Genomic DNA, 20,448 nt, shown 5'->3' with positions numbered 1-20,448 from the left:
CATGTCATTTTCCCCTGTAGACACGCAGAATATCGGCCATGGTCGCCAGCGCGATCTCCGCCGGTGTCTTACTTCCCAGGTCTAGGCCAATCGGCATCACGATCCGCGCGATATCGGTGTCGGTCAAACCGCCGGAGCGCCGTAAGCGTTCGGCACGTTGGGCTGAGGTTTTCTTCGACCCCATGACGCCGATATAAAAAGCGTCAGTGCGTACAGCTTCGATCATCGCCAGATCATCAATACGCGGATCGTGCGTAAGGGCGACAATCGCCGTGGCTGCGTGGCAGGCTCCTGAGGCTATGAACAGCGAAGGCAACACCGCCTGTACCTCGACACCAGGAACATTGAAGCCGCGCCGCATCTCCTCGCGTGGGTCGCAGACAATGACTTCAAATCCCAGTGCCTGAGCGAACTGGGCGCAAGGAGTAGCGATGGCGGAAATACCTGCGATTACAAGGCGCAGTGACGGGCCAATACGAAGATAGGCGGCATGCTCATCGCACGTGACGGCAGGTCCCGGCCCTTCGGGCACGATGAAGCGCTTGCGAGATCCGTCCAGTAACACATGACGTATCAATGGCCGTCGCCCCATCAGCGTGGCATGCATGACTTCAAGATGGATCAATGTGTCGGCGCTGGGCTCAAGCCGTTCTACCAGCACATCAAGACGTCCGCCGCAGGGCAGGCGAACGGTTTCATCACTTTCGCCACCAAAATGAATCAGTTGAACCGGTGAGGATGAAAAAGCCCCTTTTTCCAGGCGTTCCAGAAAGTTCTCTTCAACGCACCCGCCTGATAACGAACCAATGAACTGCTCTTTTGAGCACGCGGCCATGATGGCTCCGGGCTCCCTGGGTGACGAGCCAAAGGTCGACAGCACCGTACACAGCCAGACCACACGGCCTTGGTTAGCCCACTGGAGGGCCCGCTCGACAACCTGAAGATCAAGGTGCTGCATTACAGCGCCACCTCGGCGCGTTTTTCTGTGGGTCTATTGCCCTGCCCAAGCCGCCGACGCACGGTCTCTGCGGTAAACGGAGGGTGTGTAAAGCGAACCCCGGTCGCATCGAACAGCGCATTGGCAATGGCCGGGGCGCCAGGCAGCGACGTGGATTCGCCGACACCTAGCGACGGCTGGTCCGTTCGGTCCAGCATTAGAAGCTGAATATCCGGAAGCTCCGAAAAGCGCAGGATGGGGTAGCTGCCCCATTCGCGATTCATGGGCAGTCCCTTTTCGAAGGTCACCCGCTCTTTCAGGGTTCGGCTAAGCGTCTGGATGACGTTGCCATGCACCTGGTGGCGTACGCCATCGGGGTTGATCATGAGTCCGGCATCCTGGCCCACATACAGACGTTCGATAATGATCCGGCCACTGGCGGTATGCACTTTGAGCTCGACGACCCAGGCCGCCAGCGCGGCGCCGAATCCGGGGAATTTGCTATGCACGTACTGCGCGTAGGCAAACCCCCGCCCGTAATGCCAGCCCGCTTCGGTACGAGGGGCAGGGTACGCTGGGCGAGGCTGCCAATGGGCACGTTCTGCCAGGGTCTTGACGAGTTCTATCGCGCGCGTATCGGTCAAGTGCCTAATTCGGAAGGCAACGGGGTCTTCCCCGGCCAGGTAAGCCAGCTCATCAATGACACTTTCATGCGCAAAAGCGTTCGGCATGGCGGAAACGCCGCGTAGCCATGAGGCGCGTACGAGCGTGGGCACATCGTCACAGGCAATACGCCGATGCGGATAGCCATAGGGCGGAACGGACGTACGATCACCCATCTGGAAAGGCACGTCGCTGGGTGGCTGTGCGCCTGTCAGCAAAAGCGCCAGAGTCGGTGCATTGTTGGAAGGGTAGCGAGCCACGAAACGGTAGCCTGTCAGATTACCGTCGGCATCGATACCGGCTTCAACATCCATCCGCTGGGCAGCTCCCTTGGGTTCCCAGAGATGCTCCTGCTCGCGGGTGAGCTGGACGCGCACAGGGCGACCAACGGCCCTTGATAACAACGCCGCATCAGCACCCACATCATCGGCACAGTTGCGGCCGTAACAGCCAGAGGCCTCCATACGCGTGACGGTAATGGCGCTTTCATCCAGCAGCATTAGACGTGACAGATCGGCACGCAAGCTGTGAGGATTCTGCGTGCCCGACCAGACGTGCAGTTGATCGTCACGGTAGTGGGCAACCGAGCATGAAGGCCCAATTGAGCCATGCAGTTGAAAGGGCCAGACATAAGCGCGTCGAACACGATGTTGAGCACTTTTGAGGGCATCGTCGACCTGGCCTTCTTCAAGCAGCAGGCGTTGTTGCACCGGCAGTTCGTCCAATGCCTGCTCAATGTTATGCATGGGGGGCAGCGTATCGGGCTTGCGCCAAACGATGTTGAGTTTACGGGCGATAGCGGCCGCCTGCTCTTCGCGTTCAGCCACAACGCCGACAAAGTCGCCAATCGTCACGACGCTGACCAGCCCTGCCATGCCGGCTACTGAGTTTTCATCAACGGATACCAGTGAATTACCGACGAAATCGCCCCGGTCATAGCCACTGTAAGGAGGTCGAATCACGTGGCCGTAGAGCATATCCGGCAAACGAAAGTCATGTACGAACGTCAGTGCGCCCGTCACCTTGCCGGGAATATCAACGCGAGGCGCTGCCTTGCCCACCAAGCTGTATTGATGGACAGGTTTGAGGGGCACCTCATCGGCAAGCTTCAGAGCATGTCGGGCGCCGACGAGCAGTTCGCTATAGCCGATGGCGGGTAACGTGTCGTCTAACGGTGAAATATGACCTGCACGACAAAAGAGCTTGTGTTGAGGTAGACCAAAATGCAGGGCGGCTCTGAACAGTAAATATTCACGCGCCTGAGCGGCAGCACGACGAAGCGGCTCGGCAGTAATCTGAATAGTGGCGCTTGCAATCGTCGGCCCCTGATTGGGTACCTCGAACGGATCACCCAAAACCATGGTGACGGATTCAAGCGCTACCTCAAGCTCTTCCGCCACGATCTGGGCAAGCGCAGTGCGTATGCCTGTGCCAAGATCCACATGACCGTTGAACGCCAGCACCTGGCCCGCGCTCAGGATAGCAATAAATATTTCGGGCTCAGTAGGTACGAAATTAGAATGTGTACCCGGTTGTCCTGGTGCGGGCTTGGGAGGCGTAATCGGATCTCGATACACGATAAGATGATCTGGATCATGCAGAAGGGCTTGTCGATCATAGACTTTCTTGCCGGTCATGTGGCCTCCTTGGTTTTTTTAGATGCTCAGGTCTTTCATGTATCGCGAGAGGTTGCTTGAGTTTAATATAAACTTATAATGTGTACGCCATAAATTGACGGTGAATCAGGCGGTAATTCTCGCGTTATACGTAAAGTTCTCCCTAACCTTTTTCCACTGCCATACTTCAGTGACATCATTGCACATCAGCAAGGAGTTTGAATGACATCGGATCGTTCCCTCGACGTCCAAAAAAACGCACACCCTACACCGTCTGAGCAGGGGTACGATTTTTCAGAACAGGTAGGCCATCTGTTACGTAAGGCCTATCAGCGCCACATTGCCATTTTCCAGCGCCACGTCTGCGATAAGCAGCTAACGGCCATTCAGTTTGTCGCTTTGTGCACAGTGATGGAGCGAGGGGCCAGCTCCTTAACCGATATCGTTAACGCCACGGCCATTGACCCGGCCACTGTTCGGGGGGTGATCAAGCGTCTCAAGGCCCGTGAATGGGTAACGCTGACCACCGACCCCAACGATCAACGCAAGGTGATGGTGGTGATTACCGAAGCTGGGGCCGCCATCGTTGAGGCAATGGTGCCCAACGCTCAACAGATCAGCGATGCGACGATGCAAAACCTCAACCCTGCCGAGCGGGTGGCGCTGATGCACCTGCTGGAAAAAATGAATGCAGACCCCGTCCCATAGTACGAGGGGCCGTTTGGTGATCGCGACAGTCAGCGCATCCTTACGCGCTTTATGTCATTGCCAAGCCGCACCCAGAGTGGCGCCAAAAGCGGCAGTATGATGGCCAGTAATGACAGACCAAACAGGCCCATGGCAATGGGGCTGTGCAAGAATACCTCCCAAGAGCCGCGACCCAGCAGCAGGCTGCGGCGCAGATTCTCCTCAAGCAGCGGCCCCAGAATCAAGCCGAAGGCCAAAGGGGCAGCGGGTAGCGACAAGAGATATAAGGCGTACCCTACGGCGCCGAAGAAGAGCATGATGTAGACATCTGCCATGCTGCTGCGAATAGCATAGGCGCCTACCACGCAAAGCAGCGCAATGCCGATGAGCAACGTATGCGAAGGGATGCGCAGTACCCAAGGCAACCAGCGCATCAGCAAAAGGCCGATGACCAGCGTGAGCAGTAGCGCAAGGAAGAACCCGGCGTAGAGGCTCGAGACGAAACTTGGGTTTTCGGCGAAGAGCATTGGCCCTGGCCGCAGCCCATGGATTAACAGCGACCCCATCAATACTGCCGTGATGGCATCTCCAGGTACGCCCAGCGTCATCATTGGTATCAGCGTGCCACCGATGCTCGAACTATTAGCGGCCTCGGGCCCCACCACACCCTCGACGGCGCCATGGCCGAAGCGCTCGGGATGCCTTGAAAAGCGCATCTCCTGGGCGTAGGCAATAGCCACTGCGATAGCCGACCCGGCAGCGGGTATAGCGCCGACAAATGCGCCAATAAAGGAACCGCGCAACATCGACGCCCAGCGTCCAGCGATCGCGCGCAGATTCGGTAGAGGCGATTGGGTAGATTGCATGTCGAACTCAGGCGTGGCGCGATGAGAGTCGTGCAGATTCCTGAGAACCTCAGCGAGCCCGAACAACCCTACACATAGCGGTACTAGTTCGATGCCACCTTGCAGGCCACGTGTATCGAAAGTGAAGCGCGAGACGTCGGTTAAAGCATCGAACCCTACCATTCCACAGAGTAGACCGACGGCGCCGACCAGCAATCCGCGTACCGTTGAACCTGGCGAAGCGTAGGCAAGTAGCACCAAACCGAATACCGCGATAGCCGTGAACTCGGGGCTTTTAAAGCGCATCGCGATTGAGGCCAGCATCGGAGCGGTGACCACCAGAAGCGCCAGACCGATGACGCCCCCTACGCTCGAGGCGATCAGCGCATAGACCAACGCTTCCTTAGCTCGTCCTGCACGGGCAAGAGGGTGACCGTCCAATTGAGTGACGATTGCACCCGGCGTGCCTGGAATGTTGATCAGGATGGCGGAGATTGAACCACCGTAGACACTGGCAACGAATACACAGAGTAGAAAGAGAATGGCAAATGCGGGGTCCATACCGAAACTCAACGGTAGCAGAATAGCTAGCGCCATGGTGGAACTAACGCCCGGTAGGGCGCCGAGTACGATGCCAAGCAGAGTGCCCAGCACAGCAAGCATCAAACCCCAGGGCGATGCGAGTGTTGCTAGGAGCGAGGTAAAGAAACTGTCGATCAGCATGGTAGTCTCCTGATCGCGGGCGTCATAGCGCGACGCCCAGCAGGGTGATGAAGATCAGATACAGCGCAAGGCTTAGTAACGAGGCGGTTATGATGCCGAGCAGTAGGGCACGATGCAGGCGATGGCAGCGACGATATTCCAGCCAGATGAGCCAAGGGGCGGCGAAAAGCCAGGTCGCTGGCAAGAAACCAAGCGATGTCACCACGCTTGGCAGCGCCAAAAGAGAAACAAGCAGGGCTGCCGCGTGCGTGTGACGGCTTAGAGGAGCGTCACTTTGGGTCGGCGTCTGCTCGGCTGTCTTGCGCAAGTGAAGTACCCAGCCGGCCAACCCCTTGAGAAGGAGAATGCCCCCTCCCAGCAACATGAAACTTAGAACGGTCAGCGGCAGCAGTGCGGGACCTGGGTCAGGGCCTCGGCCCAGCGTGTTCATCAACATCGTATTGCCGCTTACGTCGATGAGCCCGACAAGGGCGATGCCACTGAAAAGCAGTCCACAGGCAAGATCGCGCCCGGCGGCGCGATCAAGAAAACTGTTAAACGAACGCATGGCGTCTCTCCTAAGTCGTGAGTAGGAGCCGTCAGCGCGTCAGCGCGGCATCCACCAGATTGGAGGAAGAAAGGATCTCATAGACCTCATCGGCACGCTGGGTAAGATAATCTGAGCTTACCTCTTGAGGTTGCGGAGCAATCACTAAGCCCGCCTCGCTTGCCGCCGACTGAAACGCTTCGTCTTCGAGCAGTGTGTAGAAAGCCGACTCCAACGTGTCGCGGCGCTCATCGGGTACGCCTTGTGGCAGATAAAGCATAAAGAAGTCCTCCGCCGCGAAGCCATAACCTTGCTCCTTGAAGGTAGGAGCATCCGGCGCAAAGGGATGACGCGCATCTGTGGCCACGCCCAGTATCTGGAGTTGCCCCGAGGCGTGCTGGTCAGCTAGCAACGGTATTGGCAGCAGGACAGACATGACCTCACCAGAAAGCAATGCCGAGAGGGTGGGGGCGTAACCCTGATAGGGGATCTTCGTCAGCGTAACGTCGAACTGTGACTCGAGCATGCTGGCTGCGATATAAGAGAAGCCGCCGGGCGAGTCGTTACCGTTGACAATTGCGCCGGGCGATTCCTGAAGTGTTTGCAGATAGTCATCAAGATTCGTGATGCCCGTATCGCTGCCCACTGCGAGCGCGGCTGGCTCGGGGCCGATGAATACCAGCGCCTCGAGTTCGTCCAACGGCGTGGCGTTGGGGTTCATGTAGCTTTGGGCGATGGCATGGGTACCCATCATACCTAAAGTATAGCCATCTGGATCGGACTCAGCTACGTGGCGAATACCCGTAGATCCGGCCGCCCCCGTCACGTTTTGAACGACGATGGGGACAGAGAGTGCCGTGCCAGCATGCTCGGCCATTAAACGGGCCGCTAGGTCATAGGCGCCGCCAGCGGGCCAGGGAACGACGAGGGTGAGTGCACGCTCGGGAAAGTCATCGGCGAGAAGTCCAGAACTCAAGGGTAGAGTGAAGCCCAAAACGGACGCTATCATCAAACGGCGAAGTGTCATATGAGTTACCTGTTGTGTTGTCAGTAGATCAAAGCGAAGCGTTTTATTGTGGTTTGTTGGTTTTTCCGAGCTGGCGAGCGTTGAGGGACTTTCTCCTTTTTTAATGAATGCTATAGAAGCCCAAAGGCCGCAAGTCGGCCTTTCAGAAGCGCTGTTCAGCCTCCCAACAGATGATCGATTGCGGTCTGGCGGTCGATAACGTCACCGTACTTGCTGTCGATGTCGAACAGATTCGCCTCGTGCGGGTCGGGGTGACGGTCGCCCACGCAGTCGCGTATCACCATCACGCGAAAGCCGTACTGCAGGCCATCGACGGCGGTGGCGCGAATGCAGCCGCTGGTTGAGCAGCCGGTAACGATGATCGTGTCCACGCCCATGGCTACCAGCATGGAAGCGAGCGAGGTGCCAAAGAAGGCGCTCGCGTACTGCTTGGTGATAACCGGCTCCGTTGAGTCCGGCACCACTTCAGCACAGAACTCGGCGAAGGGGTTGCCAGCCACCATGGCGCGCATGACCGGCGATTTCTTCACCCAGATGCCGCCGTCGACTTGATCCGGCGCATGGTAGAGAATATTGGTGTGGATGACCGGAGTTCCACTCTGTCGAGCGGCATCAAGCAACGGCGGCATGTTGGCCACGGCCTCGACGACGCCGGGCGCGTAGAGTGGCGACTCCTCACGCACGTAGCCCTGCATGAAGTCCACAACCAAAAGTGCCGCCTTGCGCCCGAAGCCGATGCGCCCGTCCCAGACGCCCCGATAGTTCTCTTGAGCCGAGTTCTCCTGGGCCGATTTTTCCTCATGACCCGAGCCGTTTTGAAGCGAGCTGTCTTGAATCGCATCAGGGGTTGCCATGGGTACGCTCCTAGTAGGCGCCGGAAAGCAAAGCGCCAGCTCCAGGCACCACCGGCTCCAGATCCAGCGCCTTGAGCATGGCGTAAGTGGTGGCGATGGCGGCGGTCACCACCGGCTTGCCGGTCAGCGCCTCGACCTTGGCGACGGCCGGTAGTGAGGGCATCTGTACGCAGGCCGAAAGCACGATGGCGTCGATATCGCTCAAGTCTAGACTGGCAACGATCTCGGGCAGCTTGGCCGGGTCATGACGCGCCACGTCCAGGTTGTTGGGAATTTCCAGCGCCCGGTAGTCGACCACCTCGATGTTTTCCTGACGAATGTAATCCACCACCATTTCGGTCAGCGGCTTCATGTAGGGGGCTACCACGACTACGCGTTTGGCTTTCATGACGTGCAGGGCATCTACCAGGGCGCCGGCGCTGGTGACGACAGGCGTATCGCAGCCGTTTTCTTCAGTGCGGCTGCGTAGTCGCTTCTGGGACTCACGATGATAGCCCGGGCCCATGGACATGATGGCCACTAGGCAGGCGTACCCCATGACGTCCACGGCGGCATCGGAAAGCTCCAGCGCGCAGCGATCAGATTCGCCATCCATAGCGGCCAGTTCGTCCTTACTGACCGTTTTCATCCGCATGCGACTGGAGTGAAAAGTGAATCGCTCAGGACGAATTAATTGCCTTGCGGCGAGCATGGCAGGGATTTCCGTTTCCATAGTGATATTGGAACTCGGCACGATCTGGCCGATACGATAGGTCTTGGTTTCAAGCGTCATGGCAATCGGTCTCTCAGAGTGGGGTGCCGAGGAAGTCTTCGAAGGCAGTGAAGAAGCCTTCGAAGTCATCCCAGGGAATCATGTGGCCCGCATTCGCGGCGGTAGTGATACGAATCGACGGCAGCAGAGTTTGGATCTCTTCGCGATCCTCCTCCTGGATCACGCCGCCCTTGCCGGCGCAGATTAGAAGCGTCGGTATTTCAATAGCAGGGAGGTCTTGGTGGATATCCACGCTGTGGAACTCCTCGAACGCCTGCACGATAGCCGGTGTATAGCAAGTGTGCAGCCACTCGGCGCGCAGGCGCAGCTGCTCCTCGCTCCAGGTGGGGCAGTAGGTGCGCATGGTGTCGAGGCCAGCGCCCTGGGAGCAATCACGGATGGAGTCCACGTACCAAGGCAGCTTGCTGGGATACTCCCGGCGGCCGGGGCCGGAAACGGGCGGGTCGATCAGCACCAGTTTGTCGATGCCTTTTGCGCCACGCGTCATGGCGCGCAGGGCAAAGCGTGCGCCCATGGAGTGACCGGCGAGAATCACGTTTTCAAGCCCCAACGCTTCGATGAAAGCGATGACATCGTCGGCACAGGTGTCGATATCGTAGTCCAGATCGGGTCCCGTGGAGGAGAGCCCACGCCCACGAACGTCCAGCACGTAAGTATCGAAGTGACGGCCAAGGCGCTCGGTGACGAAGGCCCAAGTGACCGCGGGGCTTGTGATGCCCGGAATCAGCACCAGTGGCTGCCTGGTGGAGGCCGAGTCACCGCCAAAGCGCAGGTAGTGCTGGCGGATGTCGTTGGCGTGAATATTGGCGCCGTAGCGGTACGTACTGGTAGAAAGCGTGTCGGTCATGCCGGGTTCTCCTCGCTAACGGCTTCAGGCGTTTGCAGCGGCGTCTCGAACACGTCATAGCCGAAGACCCAGGCAGGATCTTCATCCTGGCGCAGCCAGGTATTGTCGTGGGAGACCTTCTGTACGCGGGAAGCCCGTTCGAAGCGATTGGTGCGGTAAAGCTCAAAGGCTTCACGATAGCCGTGGGCACCTACTTCCTCCAGACAGCGCACCAGCATGGCAGCATCCTCGATAGCCATGGCGGCCCCTTGGGCCATGTGTGGCTTCATCGGATGGCAGGCATCGCCCAGCAGTACCAGACGGTTGTCGTGCCACAGTGGTAGGGGAGTGCGTTCCAGAAGCGGCCATTTGGTGACCGTTTCGGTGCAATCGATCAATGCCTGCACCGTGGGGTGGTAGCCCTTGAAGGCCTCGCGCATTTCCTCCTGGGAACTGTCGACGAAGGACGTACCGTGACTCCACTCGGGCTCCGGTACACCGGTGACGTAGTAGTACTCTTTCTCGTCGCCGGTGACGAAGTAAACCATCATGTGACGGTCTTCTGACCACCACTTCACGCAGGCCTCGAAATCCAGATCATAGGCCTTGAGCTTTTCGGCGGAGATGATCGCCCGGTGCGCTACCCAGCCACTGTAGGTTGGTGCTTCGGACCCCAGTAGTTTTTCGCGAATTTGCGAGTTGACGCCGTCGGCGCCAATCACAAGGTCGGCCTCCTCTGTGGTGCCGTCTGCAAAGGTCATGCGCACTTTGTCGCCCTGATCGTCGACATCCATCAGGCGTTTGTTGAAGAAGAGGTTCTCCTGATCGAGTGTGCTGACCATCAGCTCGTGCAGATCGCCGCGGTGAACGGTGATGTAAGCCGCCCCGTAGTGTTCGCGGGCAAAGTCGCCAAGAGGAATGCGCGACTGATACTCGCCGGTCAGGCCATTACGGCTGAACCAGTAATTGGGATGCGAGCCCATGGAATTGAGCTTTTCCTCAATACCGATGCGCCGCATCACCTTCATCACGTTAGGCCCCAAGTGGATGCCGGCACCCAGGCGGGAAAACGCTGGCGCCTGCTCGTACACCTTGGTGGGGTAACCGGCCTGCTGTAGCAAGGCGCCAGCGGCGGCGCCGCCAAGGCCTGCGCCAATCACGGCGATGGTGGGTTTGTTATTCATAACGTAATTTCCCTCGTTTTATTGGCATAACGCACAGGGGGGGGGGCAATAGCCAAACCTTTGGAAGAGTCTTTGAAACGTTATAAAGCAACGTATACACCATTTATTTTTTGGTCAAGAAAAAATAAACCTAAATCAGAATAAAATTACTAGCCACCCGGATTTTTGTGTAACCTTATATTAAATATATGTATTTTTATTTTTTAAGCTGTTTTAATAAAAAACTTGCTCGATGCGAGAGTAGGGTGCTATATGTTTTATAGTCGCGCACTTATAGGGTGTGCGCTATTTTTAAGCAAGTTGAGGCAGGTATGCACCATGCAGGTGCATCGAAGCTGGGAGCGACCCCGGTAGATTAGATATGGTCAAAAAATAATTAACAATTACCTTAGTGCTGCTAGTTAATAGTGCTAGTAGCTAATAGCGCTGTCAGTTAATAGTGCTGCCAGTTAATCAGAAAGCTCTAAATAAAAATTTGCTTTAACAATAATGATGATAATTCCCTATGACGCTGAAGCTAAAAGTGAATGGACAGAAGGTTGAGCTGACCATTCCGCCTACAACACCGCTGCTCAACGCACTGCGTAACGACCTGTTGCTGAACGGCCCAAAGTATGGCTGTGGGCTGGGCGAATGTGGTGCGTGCAGTGTGCTGGTGGATGGCATGGCTGCCAGAGCCTGCGTGCTCACGGTCGCCTCGGTGGTTGGACGTGAAGTGACGACGCTGGACGGGCTGGCCGATAAGGGCCGCCTGGATCCAGTCCAACAAGCGTTCATTGATGCGCAGGCAGCACAGTGCGGCTATTGCCTGAATGGCATGATTATCAGCATTCGCTCGTTGTTAAATCACACCTCGGCCCCCTCTTCAGAACAGATCGGGGCGGCGCTTGAGCATCACCTTTGCCGTTGTGGCACGCACCTGGAAATTTTGAATGCCGCCCATCGTGCCGTTGCCCTCAACGCTGCGGCGTTGGGAGACGCTGATGACTAAGCCCCATACCACGGTGCAGCCCCGCCAGGTTGCCTGGCCTGACGGTTTCGAGCACCTGCGCTACGGCGTTGTGGTGCGTCCGCCTTACTACCGTTGGAACGGCGAACATTTCACGTGTGACCGGTTGGCGCATGTCGATACCTCGATGCTGAAGACGTTGCCATATGACGCAAAGGCGGTGGTCGAGGGTAATTTTGTGGGGGTTGTGGCAAGTAGCATTGAAAACGCGCGCGATGCCGCTAAGTGTCTGGTTCTAAGCTGGCAGCCACACGGCCAAATATCGGCCGCGCCAACACAGCAAGTACGCGCAAGCGAAGAAAGCCGTAAGACGCCCGACCACAAAAAAACTGGCTTAGCTGATGTCGACGGTGACCACGTTGGCAGATATGAGTGCGACTACGGTTGGCCCAGCCGTATGCGCTGGGGAGAAACCGAAAGCTGGGTGGTTGCCGAATACCGAAATAACTGTCTTGAGGTTTGGACGCACACTACAACGCCACAAGCGCTGCGCCAGGATTTGAGTACCCTAACGACGCTGGGTATGGATCAAATAGCGCTTTATACCAGCGAAGGAGAACAGTGGGAGGGGGCAGAACGGCACGTGGCCAGCGGCCTTGGCCGCCATTGTGGTGACGATGCCGCCGTCGATGCTGCTTTGATGGCAAAAGCGCTGGGCCATCCGGTCGCGGTATGGCTGGATGCGCAGTACAGCACGGATGTTAAGGCATTGGGGCAGGCGCAACGCCTATCGCTAAGCGCTGTCTTTGGTGAAGGGGATTACATAGAGCGGTATCGCTACCGACAAGCGCATGCCAGTGGAGAGGTGGCGGCCGTCGGCCTGTTTCTGAGTGGGCGAGTCGCCGCACAAGGTGTTTCAGAGGAAGCCGAGCAGCCGCTATATTCTCCTTATGCCTTCCATAACGCCCATCTGTCGGCGCATACCGGGCGCCCCTCAGGGCAGCCGTTAAACGATACCCTGCTGGGTATTCAGCAAACGTTCGCCCGTGAGTCATTTCTTGATGAAGTCGCTCATGCGCTCGGCCAGGACCCGCTGGCGTTACGCCTAGGCTATCTTAACGACGCACGTGGTCGCGAGCTTATTGAATCGGTTGCCAAGCGAGCCAACTGGCAAGCAGATGCCCCTTCTCGTGAGGCATCGATTGATCTGTTACGGGGCCGTGGTTTGGCTTATGCACAGCTACCCGGCCGCCAGCAGCGTCTGGAAAGTGGCGTACGCTCTGCCTGGATTGCCGATGTCGAGGTTAATCGGGTTACGGGCGCTGTCCAGTTGACGCGACTGGTCGTGGGCCAGGATTCGGGTATTGAGGTTGATACAGCGCGTTTGCAACACACGCTTCAAGCGCGAGTGTTAGGCGAAGCGCGGCCGCTGCTGGGCAGTGAGCCGGCTTTCGATGAGTGGGGCGATGGTCGTTTAGAAGCCAAAAAAGAGTCGCCATTGGCCCGGCGCCAGTCTTCGTTTGAAAGACAGGTGGTGACGCCAAATGAAGCACCCTCGACGTTGCCGGCTAGCCTTGCGGATAGCGAGCTTTCACCTAGTGTCGCAGTTATCGCCAACGCGTTGTTCGATGCCACAGGCATACGTTTTCGGCAGCCGCCTTTTACGGCCAACCGGGTGCGGCAGGCGTTACAAGAGCAGGATCTGGAGGCATCTAAAGGCCGCAGTAGCCTGCTTTTATCCCGCAAAGGCATATCGCCGCGTCGCCAATGGCTGGCGGCCGCCGCTTTTATGACGGTTGCCGGTAGCGCGGCTATGGCTTGGCCCTGGAAAGGGGCGATTGCACCGGTCTCCCGGCCTGCGGCAACTCTTTATTCCGCTGAAACTATCGAGCGTGGACGGCTAGTGGCGGCGGCGGGCGATTGTGTCGCTTGCCACACCGTTGAAGGTGGCGCGACAAATGTCGGCGGCCATGCTTTTGACACGCCGTTCGGCACGCTTTACAGCACGAATATTACGCCTGATGAGACAACCGGGATCGGCCGGTGGTCGTATGCGGCATTCGAGCGCGCCATGCGTCACGGTATCAGCCGTGATGGCCGCCACCTTTATCCTGCGTTTCCCTATACGGCGTTTGCCAAAACCAGCGATGCCGACCTTCAGGCGCTTTATGCTTATTTGATGGCTCAGCCTGCCGTATCGGCTCCTGCGCCCCAGAACGATCTATCGTTCCCTTTCAATGTGCGTGCGCTCATGGCGCCCTGGAATGCGCTTTATCACGATCCGAAACCGTTTCAACCGGACCCTGCGCAAAGCGAGCTCTACAATCGCGGCGCTTATCTTGCCGAAGGGCTGGGGCATTGCAGTGCCTGCCATAGTCCGCGCAATGCGATGGGCGCGGAAAAGGACGGTAAGTACTACTTTGCAGGTGCCATGGTAGATGGGTGGGAAGCGCCTGCCTTGAACACGCTTTCGCGATCACCCATTGGCTGGAGCGAAAGCTCGCTATACGACTACTTACGCCACGGCGAGTCAGCGTTACATGGCGTGGCCTCGGGGCCAATGGCGCCCGTGGTCGCCGGGTTGAGCGAACTGCCCGAGTATGATGTTCGCGCCATTGCTCATTATGTAGCGCAGCAGATGGAAGCGCCGGTTGGGGACAGTGAAGTACAGCAAGCCGACGCCCAGCAACGCTTGGCCGCAGCAGCGGTTAGCCCTAGTGGCATGGAGGAGGGCGAGCGCCTGTTTGAAGGTGCCTGTGCCGCCTGCCATCTGGATAACGGCTTGCCCTCGTTTACCCGAGCCCGAACATCGCTTGCGCTGAATACCAATCTGCACAGCGATCGTCCCGATAACGTTATTCAATCGATTTTAGGCGGTGTGCATGCTGACACCGTCCCTGGTGTAGGTAACATGCCCGGTTTTGCTGACAGCTTCAGCGATACGCAAGTCGCTACCCTGGCAAGCTATCTTCGGGCACGTTTCGCGCCCGGCGCACCTCCCTGGCAACAACTTGAACAACGTGTTGCCGCAATACGCCAGCCTCATCACAACAATACGCACTCTTCTCACTGACAATACAAAACGAGGTGGATCATGAAACGCAGCAAGTGGATATGGACAGTCTGGACAGTGGTTCTTTTGAGCTGTCTTGTGCCCTACACCCTACTAACGAATATTGCGGCCTGGTATGGCAGCTTTCTCTTCTGGACCTGCGCCGGGCTCGTGGTTATTGCACTTAATGTCTTCATTACCAAAGATTTCGAGGAGCACGACCATGACTGAGTCAATGATCTGGTGGTCAATTGCCATCTATCTACTGATCGCGGTCGGTATTGCTTTCCTCTCCCGTCAGGGACCGGCGGAAAGTATGTCGGGCTACTTCCTTGGCAACCGGCAGATGAACGGGTTTGTATCGGCGCTGAGCTACAGCGCTACAACCTATAGTGCTTTTATGATGGTGGGCTTGGCGGGGCTGACCTATGCCGGTGGCGTCGGCGCGCTAGGCTTTGAGATCATCTATTTTGCCGGTGTTTCTCTAGTGGCCGTTTTCGGCCCGCGTTTTTGGGCTGTCGGCAAGAAGTTTGGCTTCGTCACGCCCAGTGAAATGTTGGGAAACCGTTATAACAGTAAGCATGTCGCGATGGCTGTCGCGATTGCCAGCTGCATCTTTTTGATCCCTTACTCTGCCGTTCAACTGGCCGGGGTTGGCTACCTGCTGGACGGCATGACCAATGGTGCCATCACGTTTACCACTGGGGTGGTAATGGCAACGGTGATAGCCGTTTTCTTCTCCTATATTGCCGGTATTCGTTCAGTGATGTGGACCGACTCCTTACAGGCCTTGATGATGATCGTTGCCTCGACGCTGGTCGCCTTTTTGGTTGTTCAAGGGCTTGGCGGCTTCAGCGGCTTGTTTGGTACGCTTGTAGCTGAACATCCCACCTCGCTTAGCGTGCCGGGGTCAGGGCTTTTTAGCCTGGTAACCTTCTTGGGCTTGAGCATTCCCTGGTTCTTCTTCAGCCTATCCAACCCGCAGGTCAGTCAGCGTCTTTTCATGCCGTCGTCCTTGCGCTCTATGCGTCAGATGCTGATCGGTTTTCTGGTGTTCGGCTTCATTTATACATTGGTATCGGTGCTGTGGGGCTTCTCGGCGCTTGCTGCATTTCCCGACCTTGCGCGTGCCGACCTTGCAACGCCGGCGCTGCTCGCCTCTGACTTTATCCCGCCGGTTCTGGGTGTCATCGTCATGATCGGTATCATGGCCGCTGCCGTCTCAACGATCGATTCGATCATGTTGACCCTAGCTTCCATGCTGTCTCGGGATGTCTATGCCAACGCTAAACCGGGCGTGGGTGAAAAACGCCAACTGATGGTGGGCAAAATCGTCGTCCCGGTTATTGCTTTGTTGGCGCTGGGTTTTGCTGAGCTGCAGCTGGACTTGATCGCTGTACTCTCAGTGGCGGCTTCATCAGGTCTGGTCGCCATGGTGCCTGCCATTATCGGCGCTTTCTACTGGAAGCGTGGCACGGCCGCCGGTGCGCTGGCAAGCATCATAGGTACCAGCGTTTTCGTGCTGTTGATGTATGCCACGGGTAATTCCCTGCTGGGTTTACCGTCCGGTATCTGGGGCATCTTTGTCTCGACGGCCCTCTTCGTTGGCGTAAGCCTTGTAACCAAGCCGCATAAGGCCTCAACCGATGCCTTCCTGAACGCTATTTCCGAAGAGTTGGGACGCAAAAAGAGCGCTCCGGTCAGTGCGCCGTCATCTCAGAAAGCCGCTGTGTAGGACTATTCCTACCAACGCTATCTCTCGATAACCGTCTGTCTTGATGCTGGACTGGCAAATACAGCTAGCGTCAGTGCAGGGGTTACCGCCTTCACGTCATGCTGACGATATGCAGGAGTAGTTATGGATCACGCAAGCTTTACGGAAATCTGCCTTCACCAGTTGAAAATGTCCGGCGTTCAGTCCGATGAAAGGCTCATCGTACTGACTCAGGGCAACGACCGGCTCGATTATGCCGATGCTTTCATGGCCGCCGGACAACGTTTAGGCGCCAATATGTACCATATGCGCCTGCCGTCACCGCCTCTTGTGGGTGGTTGGAACGTCGGCACTACCGGGCTTGCTGCGATGCCCGAGGCGGTGGAAGCGCTCAAGAACTGCGATATGCTCATCGACTGTATTTTCCTGTTGTTCTCCCCTGAACAGATGGCCATTCAGGCGGCAGGCACGCGGATTCTTACCGCGGTGGAACCGCCTGAACTGCTGGCGCGTATGCTGCCAACCCAGGAACTCAGAGAGAAGGTCGAGATTGCCGCCGAGCTATTAGCTAAGGCCAAGGTAATGCGCATTACTTCCGCCCATGGCACCGACGTGACTTACCAGTTGAATACCTATCCAACGGTTGCCGAATATGCGTGTACCGATGAACCGGGCCGCTGGGATCATTGGCCCTCCGGTTTTGTGTTTACCGGCGGTGATGACGATGGTGTGGACGGCACCATTGTCGTGGCGCCCGGCGATGTCCTGTTGCCTCAGAACATGTATGTCCGCGAGCCGATCACCTACACCATCAAGAAGGGCTGGATTACCGGTATTCAAGGTGGCTTGGATGCCGAGCTGGTTAAATCCTACATGGACAGCTTCAACGACAAACGTGGCCTGGGCATGAGCCATGTTGGCTGGGGCATGAACCCTGATGCCAAGTGGCACCGTATGGTGCCCGGTGAGTTTCCGGGCGGGATGGGCATGGAGCCACGCAGCTTTTATGGCAACGTGATGTTCTCCACCGGCCCCAACAACGAATTGGGCGGGCCCAACGATACGGCCTGCCATCTGGATATTCCCATGCGCAATTGCTCGTTATTTTTGGACGACGAGCCTGTTGTGGTTGATGGCGATATCGTAGTAAAAGATATACAGATGCTTCGAAACTGACCGTTAGCGGGCAGTTCAATACAAAAGGCACCCCAGGGTGCCTTTTGACATTTGAGCGCTTCTTAAAGGCTCACTCCCACACGGCCAGCTGGCGGCGGTGAGTAACCTGAGCCTGAGTAGCGCTAACCGGCTGTAGCCACACCTCGGTGCCGGGCAGGCACTGGGAGAGCAGGGCACAGGCGCTGGGGGTAATCGCGCCCATGCGTGGGTAGCCACCAATGGTCTGGCGATCATTCATCAAAATGATCGGCTGGCCATCGGGCGGTACCTGTACAGCTCCCAACGGGATGCCTTCTGAGATCACGCCGCTTACTTTACTTTCAAGCGCTTGCCCAGTAAGTCGAATGCCCATCCGGTCAGCGCGCTGATCAACGTGCCATGGTTGATTAAATAATTGATAGAGGCTGCGGCCCGCAAAGAAGGCCGCCTGGGCACCTAATACCATTGGCAGTAGGCAGCGACCGTTGGGGATCGGCAGTTGAGCGCTTGCTGGAAGTCGGCGTGGCATCACGGACGCGCCCTGCCAGTACAAACGGTCATTGAGCTGTAAGGGTTTGCCATTCTCATAAAGCCCGCCAAGCTGCTCACGGGGCGTGCAGGCGCGACTACCCAATACCACTGGCGCCTCAAGCCCACCGGGAAAGGCGAGGTAGGCACGCAGCCCGGCGCGTGGCTGGCGAAACGTGAGTGCTTGCCCAGGGCGTAGAGTGAAGGGCGCGTTAACCGCCAGCGGCTTATCATCAATACGCGCGTCAAGGTCGGCACCGGCTAAAGCCAGGCACACGCTTGCGTCGGTTTCCAACGTCAGGTTGCCGCCCATCACAATCTCTAGCGCGGCGCTCTCAAGCGGGTTGCCCAGCAGCCAGTTGGCCCAGCGAAATGAGATCCAGTCGGCGGCGCCGCTTTGGGTAATGCCCAGGTGGCCGACGCCGAAGCGCCCGGCATCCTGAATAAGCGCAAGGGGGCCTGCCTGCTTTACGGTGATGCTGGCTTGGCTCATGCGCGCTCCTCCAACGGGGTTGTATCACCTCCGGCAGCTTCAAATTCGGCTTGAGAGATGGCCTTGAAGCGTACCTTATCGCCGGGTCGCAACAGCGGTTCGCCACGTTTTGCGTACTCAAAAAGCGGCACCGCCGTGCGGCCGAGAATATTCCAGCCGCCAGGCGAAAGCAGCGAGTAAATCGCCGTTTGGCGCTCGGCGATGCCTACGCTCCCAGCCGCCACCCGGCGTCGTGGGGTTTTCAGGCGAGGGGTGGCCAGGTCTTCATCCACCAGCCCCATAAAGCCGTAACCCGGCGCAAAACCAAGCGCAAAAACGCAGTAGTCGTGACCGCAGTGGCGCGCAATCAACTGTTCAATACTTAACCCGGCGCCTTGGGCCACTGCCGGTAGTTCAGGCCCCACGCTTGCGTCGTACCACACCGGGATCTCATGCAGCTGGCCCTGCTGTGTATCGGCAGGCTGAAGGCCCTTGAGGGCTTCGCGGATTCGTGACGTTGCCTCAACGAAGGTCATGCGTTGGCAGTCGTAGTGAACGAGCAGGGTCGTATAAGAGGGAATAAGATCGATCAGCGCATCGTTAAAGGCGTGGCGAAGGACAGTGTCCGCAGCCATGATCCAGCCCATATTGCGCTCATCAATCTCATCAAAAAGACGCACCGTAAGGGCGTCCATGGCAGCGGTTTCAAGACGCAGTTTCACGCGATCTCCAACACCTTGAAAGCTTCACGGATCGCACGTACGGCGGCAATCGACTCAGGGTTGTCACCATGAACACAGAGCGTGTCGCAGGGAAGCCGCAGCGATGAGCCGTCGCGGGCCGTTAGAGCGTCGCCTTTAGCAAGCGCGATTGCCTGGGCCACGATAGTCGATTGGTCGTGGTGAACGGCACCCGGCAGACGCCGCGATGCCAGGTGGCCGTTGGCCTCATAGGCACGGTCGGCAAATGTCTCAAACCACAGCGTCACGCCCATACTGGCGGCCAGTTCACAAAACGGCTCGGGCGCGGCCGTTGCCATGACCACTAGCGGCAGGCGGGCATCAAAGGCCCGAACGGCGCGCATTGCACCTTCCAGCAATTCAGGGTTGGCGGCTATGTCGTTATACATCGCCCCGTGGGGCTTGATGTAGGAAAGCTCAGCGCCTTCCGCGCGGCAAATACCGGCCAGTGCGCCGACCTGGTAGAGCATCATATCTTCAACTTCAGCCGCCGAGCAGGCCATGGAGCGTCTCCCAAAACCCATCAAGTCAGGATAGCCTGGGTGAGCGCCGATCCGCACCCCATGCTGAACAGCCAGTGCCACGGTGCGACGCATTACGTGGGGGTCGGAGGCGTGGTAGCCACAGGCGATATTGGCGCAGTCAACAAAAGGCATGACCTCAGCGTCCAGCCCAAGCGTCCAGTTACCGAAGCTTTCGCCCATGTCGCAGTTGAGTAGGGGAATGACCATAACGACTCCAATTATTATTACAGAGGTTATTTGGGATGCGTTATTAAACCCAAACTAATATAGGGGAGAGGCTCTTTCATTTACCAATCGTTTTTCACGATACTTAATATCGGCAGCTTCTATCGTATTGTTATTTCTTATAAAAATAGTTGACGATAGGAAGTAATACGATTATCAACTAAATAAAGCACTCGATAAAAAATAAAGAAAAACGCGTATTTGACTCAAGCTACTCACAATAAATGGGTCGATAAAAAAGCATTTTCCGGAGTGAATCATGTACTTGCCAGCCACGCATCATCAACGGGGCGTTTTATTGCCACCGTTGGACTTGAAATTACATTGCAGTGATCGCTTGCTCTGTGGGCCAAACCGCTGCTCTGTGAGTCGACGCGCTTCGATAGGCAGCGCCGATACCTTTTGGTCATTCCACGCGTGGATTAGGCA

Annotated in this window: 17 protein-coding genes; 5 read left to right on the top strand and 12 right to left on the bottom strand. The window is 57.2% G+C overall.

Annotated elements, in window-relative coordinates; translation table 11 throughout:
* Positions 1 to 4: 4 nt before the first annotated feature.
* Together ACT3TY_RS01050 and ACT3TY_RS01045 are read right to left on the bottom strand one after the other, a co-directional pair.
* A complete protein-coding gene (locus ACT3TY_RS01050; RefSeq protein ID WP_441678587.1) occupies positions 5 to 958 on the bottom strand; it encodes an XdhC family protein in 954 nt (317 codons plus the stop codon).
* Positions 958 to 3,237, bottom strand: coding sequence for a molybdopterin cofactor-binding domain-containing protein (locus ACT3TY_RS01045; RefSeq protein WP_441678589.1), 2,280 nt, complete (start codon positions 3,235 to 3,237; stop codon positions 958 to 960). The genes ACT3TY_RS01050 and ACT3TY_RS01045 overlap by 1 nt, the downstream gene beginning before the upstream one ends.
* Positions 3,238 to 3,438: 201 nt before the next feature.
* Here ACT3TY_RS01045 and ACT3TY_RS01040 point away from each other — a divergent pair, with 201 nt between their 5' ends.
* Positions 3,439 to 3,924 (top strand): MarR family winged helix-turn-helix transcriptional regulator, encoded by a 486-nt coding sequence (locus ACT3TY_RS01040; protein WP_290982284.1) that lies wholly within the window; start codon positions 3,439 to 3,441, stop codon positions 3,922 to 3,924.
* A gap of 29 nt (positions 3,925 to 3,953) precedes the next feature.
* On the opposite strand, the gene ACT3TY_RS01035 is transcribed toward ACT3TY_RS01040, so the two are convergent.
* The 7 genes from ACT3TY_RS01035 to ACT3TY_RS01005 form a co-directional block, all read right to left on the bottom strand.
* On the bottom strand, positions 3,954 to 5,471 hold the full coding sequence (locus tag ACT3TY_RS01035) for a tripartite tricarboxylate transporter permease (protein ID WP_441678591.1): 1,518 nt from the start codon (positions 5,469 to 5,471) through the stop codon (positions 3,954 to 3,956).
* A 22-nt stretch (positions 5,472 to 5,493) separates the two neighbouring features.
* Positions 5,494 to 6,018 carry a tripartite tricarboxylate transporter TctB family protein gene (locus ACT3TY_RS01030; protein WP_444627130.1) on the bottom strand — a complete coding sequence of 175 codons (525 nt, stop codon included), beginning with the start codon at positions 6,016 to 6,018 and terminating at the stop codon, positions 5,494 to 5,496.
* Positions 6,019 to 6,049: 31 nt separating this feature from the next.
* The gene (locus ACT3TY_RS01025; RefSeq protein WP_441678595.1) at positions 6,050 to 7,024 is read right to left on the bottom strand and encodes a Bug family tripartite tricarboxylate transporter substrate binding protein; all 975 of its coding nucleotides are present in this window, start codon (positions 7,022 to 7,024) and stop codon (positions 6,050 to 6,052) included.
* 155 nt (positions 7,025 to 7,179) lie between these two features.
* A complete protein-coding gene (locus ACT3TY_RS01020; RefSeq protein ID WP_441678597.1) occupies positions 7,180 to 7,878 on the bottom strand; it encodes an N-carbamoylsarcosine amidohydrolase in 699 nt (232 codons plus the stop codon).
* 10 nt (positions 7,879 to 7,888) lie between these two features.
* Positions 7,889 to 8,650, bottom strand: a complete 762-nt coding sequence (locus tag ACT3TY_RS01015) for a maleate cis-trans isomerase family protein (RefSeq protein ID WP_444627143.1) — start codon at positions 8,648 to 8,650, stop codon at positions 7,889 to 7,891.
* A gap of 13 nt (positions 8,651 to 8,663) precedes the next feature.
* Positions 8,664 to 9,497 carry an alpha/beta fold hydrolase gene (locus tag ACT3TY_RS01010; protein WP_441678599.1) on the bottom strand — a complete coding sequence of 278 codons (834 nt, stop codon included), beginning with the start codon at positions 9,495 to 9,497 and terminating at the stop codon, positions 8,664 to 8,666.
* Positions 9,494 to 10,660, bottom strand: a complete 1,167-nt coding sequence (locus ACT3TY_RS01005) for an FAD-dependent monooxygenase (RefSeq protein WP_441678601.1) — start codon at positions 10,658 to 10,660, stop codon at positions 9,494 to 9,496. The genes ACT3TY_RS01010 and ACT3TY_RS01005 overlap by 4 nt, the downstream gene beginning before the upstream one ends.
* 505 nt (positions 10,661 to 11,165) lie before the next feature.
* On the opposite strand from ACT3TY_RS01005, the gene ACT3TY_RS01000 reads away from it, so the two are divergent.
* The 4 genes from ACT3TY_RS01000 to ACT3TY_RS00985 all read left to right on the top strand — a co-directional run bounded on the left by ACT3TY_RS01000 (position 11,166) and on the right by ACT3TY_RS00985 (position 17,551).
* Positions 11,166 to 11,651 carry a (2Fe-2S)-binding protein gene (locus tag ACT3TY_RS01000; RefSeq protein WP_441678603.1) on the top strand — a complete coding sequence of 162 codons (486 nt, stop codon included), beginning with the start codon at positions 11,166 to 11,168 and terminating at the stop codon, positions 11,649 to 11,651.
* Complete coding sequence (locus tag ACT3TY_RS00995; RefSeq protein WP_441678604.1) at positions 11,644 to 14,682, top strand: c-type cytochrome; 3,039 nt, start codon at positions 11,644 to 11,646, stop codon at positions 14,680 to 14,682. The genes ACT3TY_RS01000 and ACT3TY_RS00995 overlap by 8 nt, the downstream gene beginning before the upstream one ends.
* Before the next feature lie 202 nt (positions 14,683 to 14,884).
* On the top strand, positions 14,885 to 16,396 hold the full coding sequence (locus tag ACT3TY_RS00990; RefSeq protein WP_441678608.1) for a sodium:solute symporter family protein: 1,512 nt from the start codon (positions 14,885 to 14,887) through the stop codon (positions 16,394 to 16,396).
* Between the two features lie 123 nt (positions 16,397 to 16,519).
* Positions 16,520 to 17,551, top strand: a complete 1,032-nt coding sequence (locus ACT3TY_RS00985; protein ID WP_441678610.1) for a leucyl aminopeptidase — start codon at positions 16,520 to 16,522, stop codon at positions 17,549 to 17,551.
* A 70-nt stretch (positions 17,552 to 17,621) separates the two neighbouring features.
* Here ACT3TY_RS00985 and ACT3TY_RS00980 read toward each other — a convergent pair whose 3' ends face one another.
* From ACT3TY_RS00980 to ACT3TY_RS00970, 3 genes are read right to left on the bottom strand one after another with little or no spacing between them, the layout of a single operon-like run.
* Positions 17,622 to 18,551, bottom strand: coding sequence for a biotin-dependent carboxyltransferase family protein (locus ACT3TY_RS00980; RefSeq protein WP_444627129.1), 930 nt, complete (start codon positions 18,549 to 18,551; stop codon positions 17,622 to 17,624).
* On the bottom strand, positions 18,548 to 19,252 hold the full coding sequence (gene pxpB, locus ACT3TY_RS00975; protein WP_444627128.1) for a 5-oxoprolinase subunit PxpB: 705 nt from the start codon (positions 19,250 to 19,252) through the stop codon (positions 18,548 to 18,550). Before pxpB ends, ACT3TY_RS00980 begins: the two co-directional genes overlap by 4 nt.
* Positions 19,249 to 20,001, bottom strand: a complete 753-nt coding sequence (locus ACT3TY_RS00970; RefSeq protein WP_444627127.1) for a 5-oxoprolinase subunit PxpA — start codon at positions 19,999 to 20,001, stop codon at positions 19,249 to 19,251. Before ACT3TY_RS00970 ends, pxpB begins: the two co-directional genes overlap by 4 nt.
* Between the last annotated feature and the right edge of the window lie 447 nt (positions 20,002 to 20,448).

Source organism: Halomonas sp. AOP22-C1-8, assembly GCF_052378905.1.
Classification (GTDB): Bacteria; Pseudomonadota; Gammaproteobacteria; order Pseudomonadales; family Halomonadaceae; genus Vreelandella; species Vreelandella citrativorans.
Note: the sequence above shows the minus strand (reverse complement) of the source record. Positions and strands in the feature narration are given on the sequence as shown.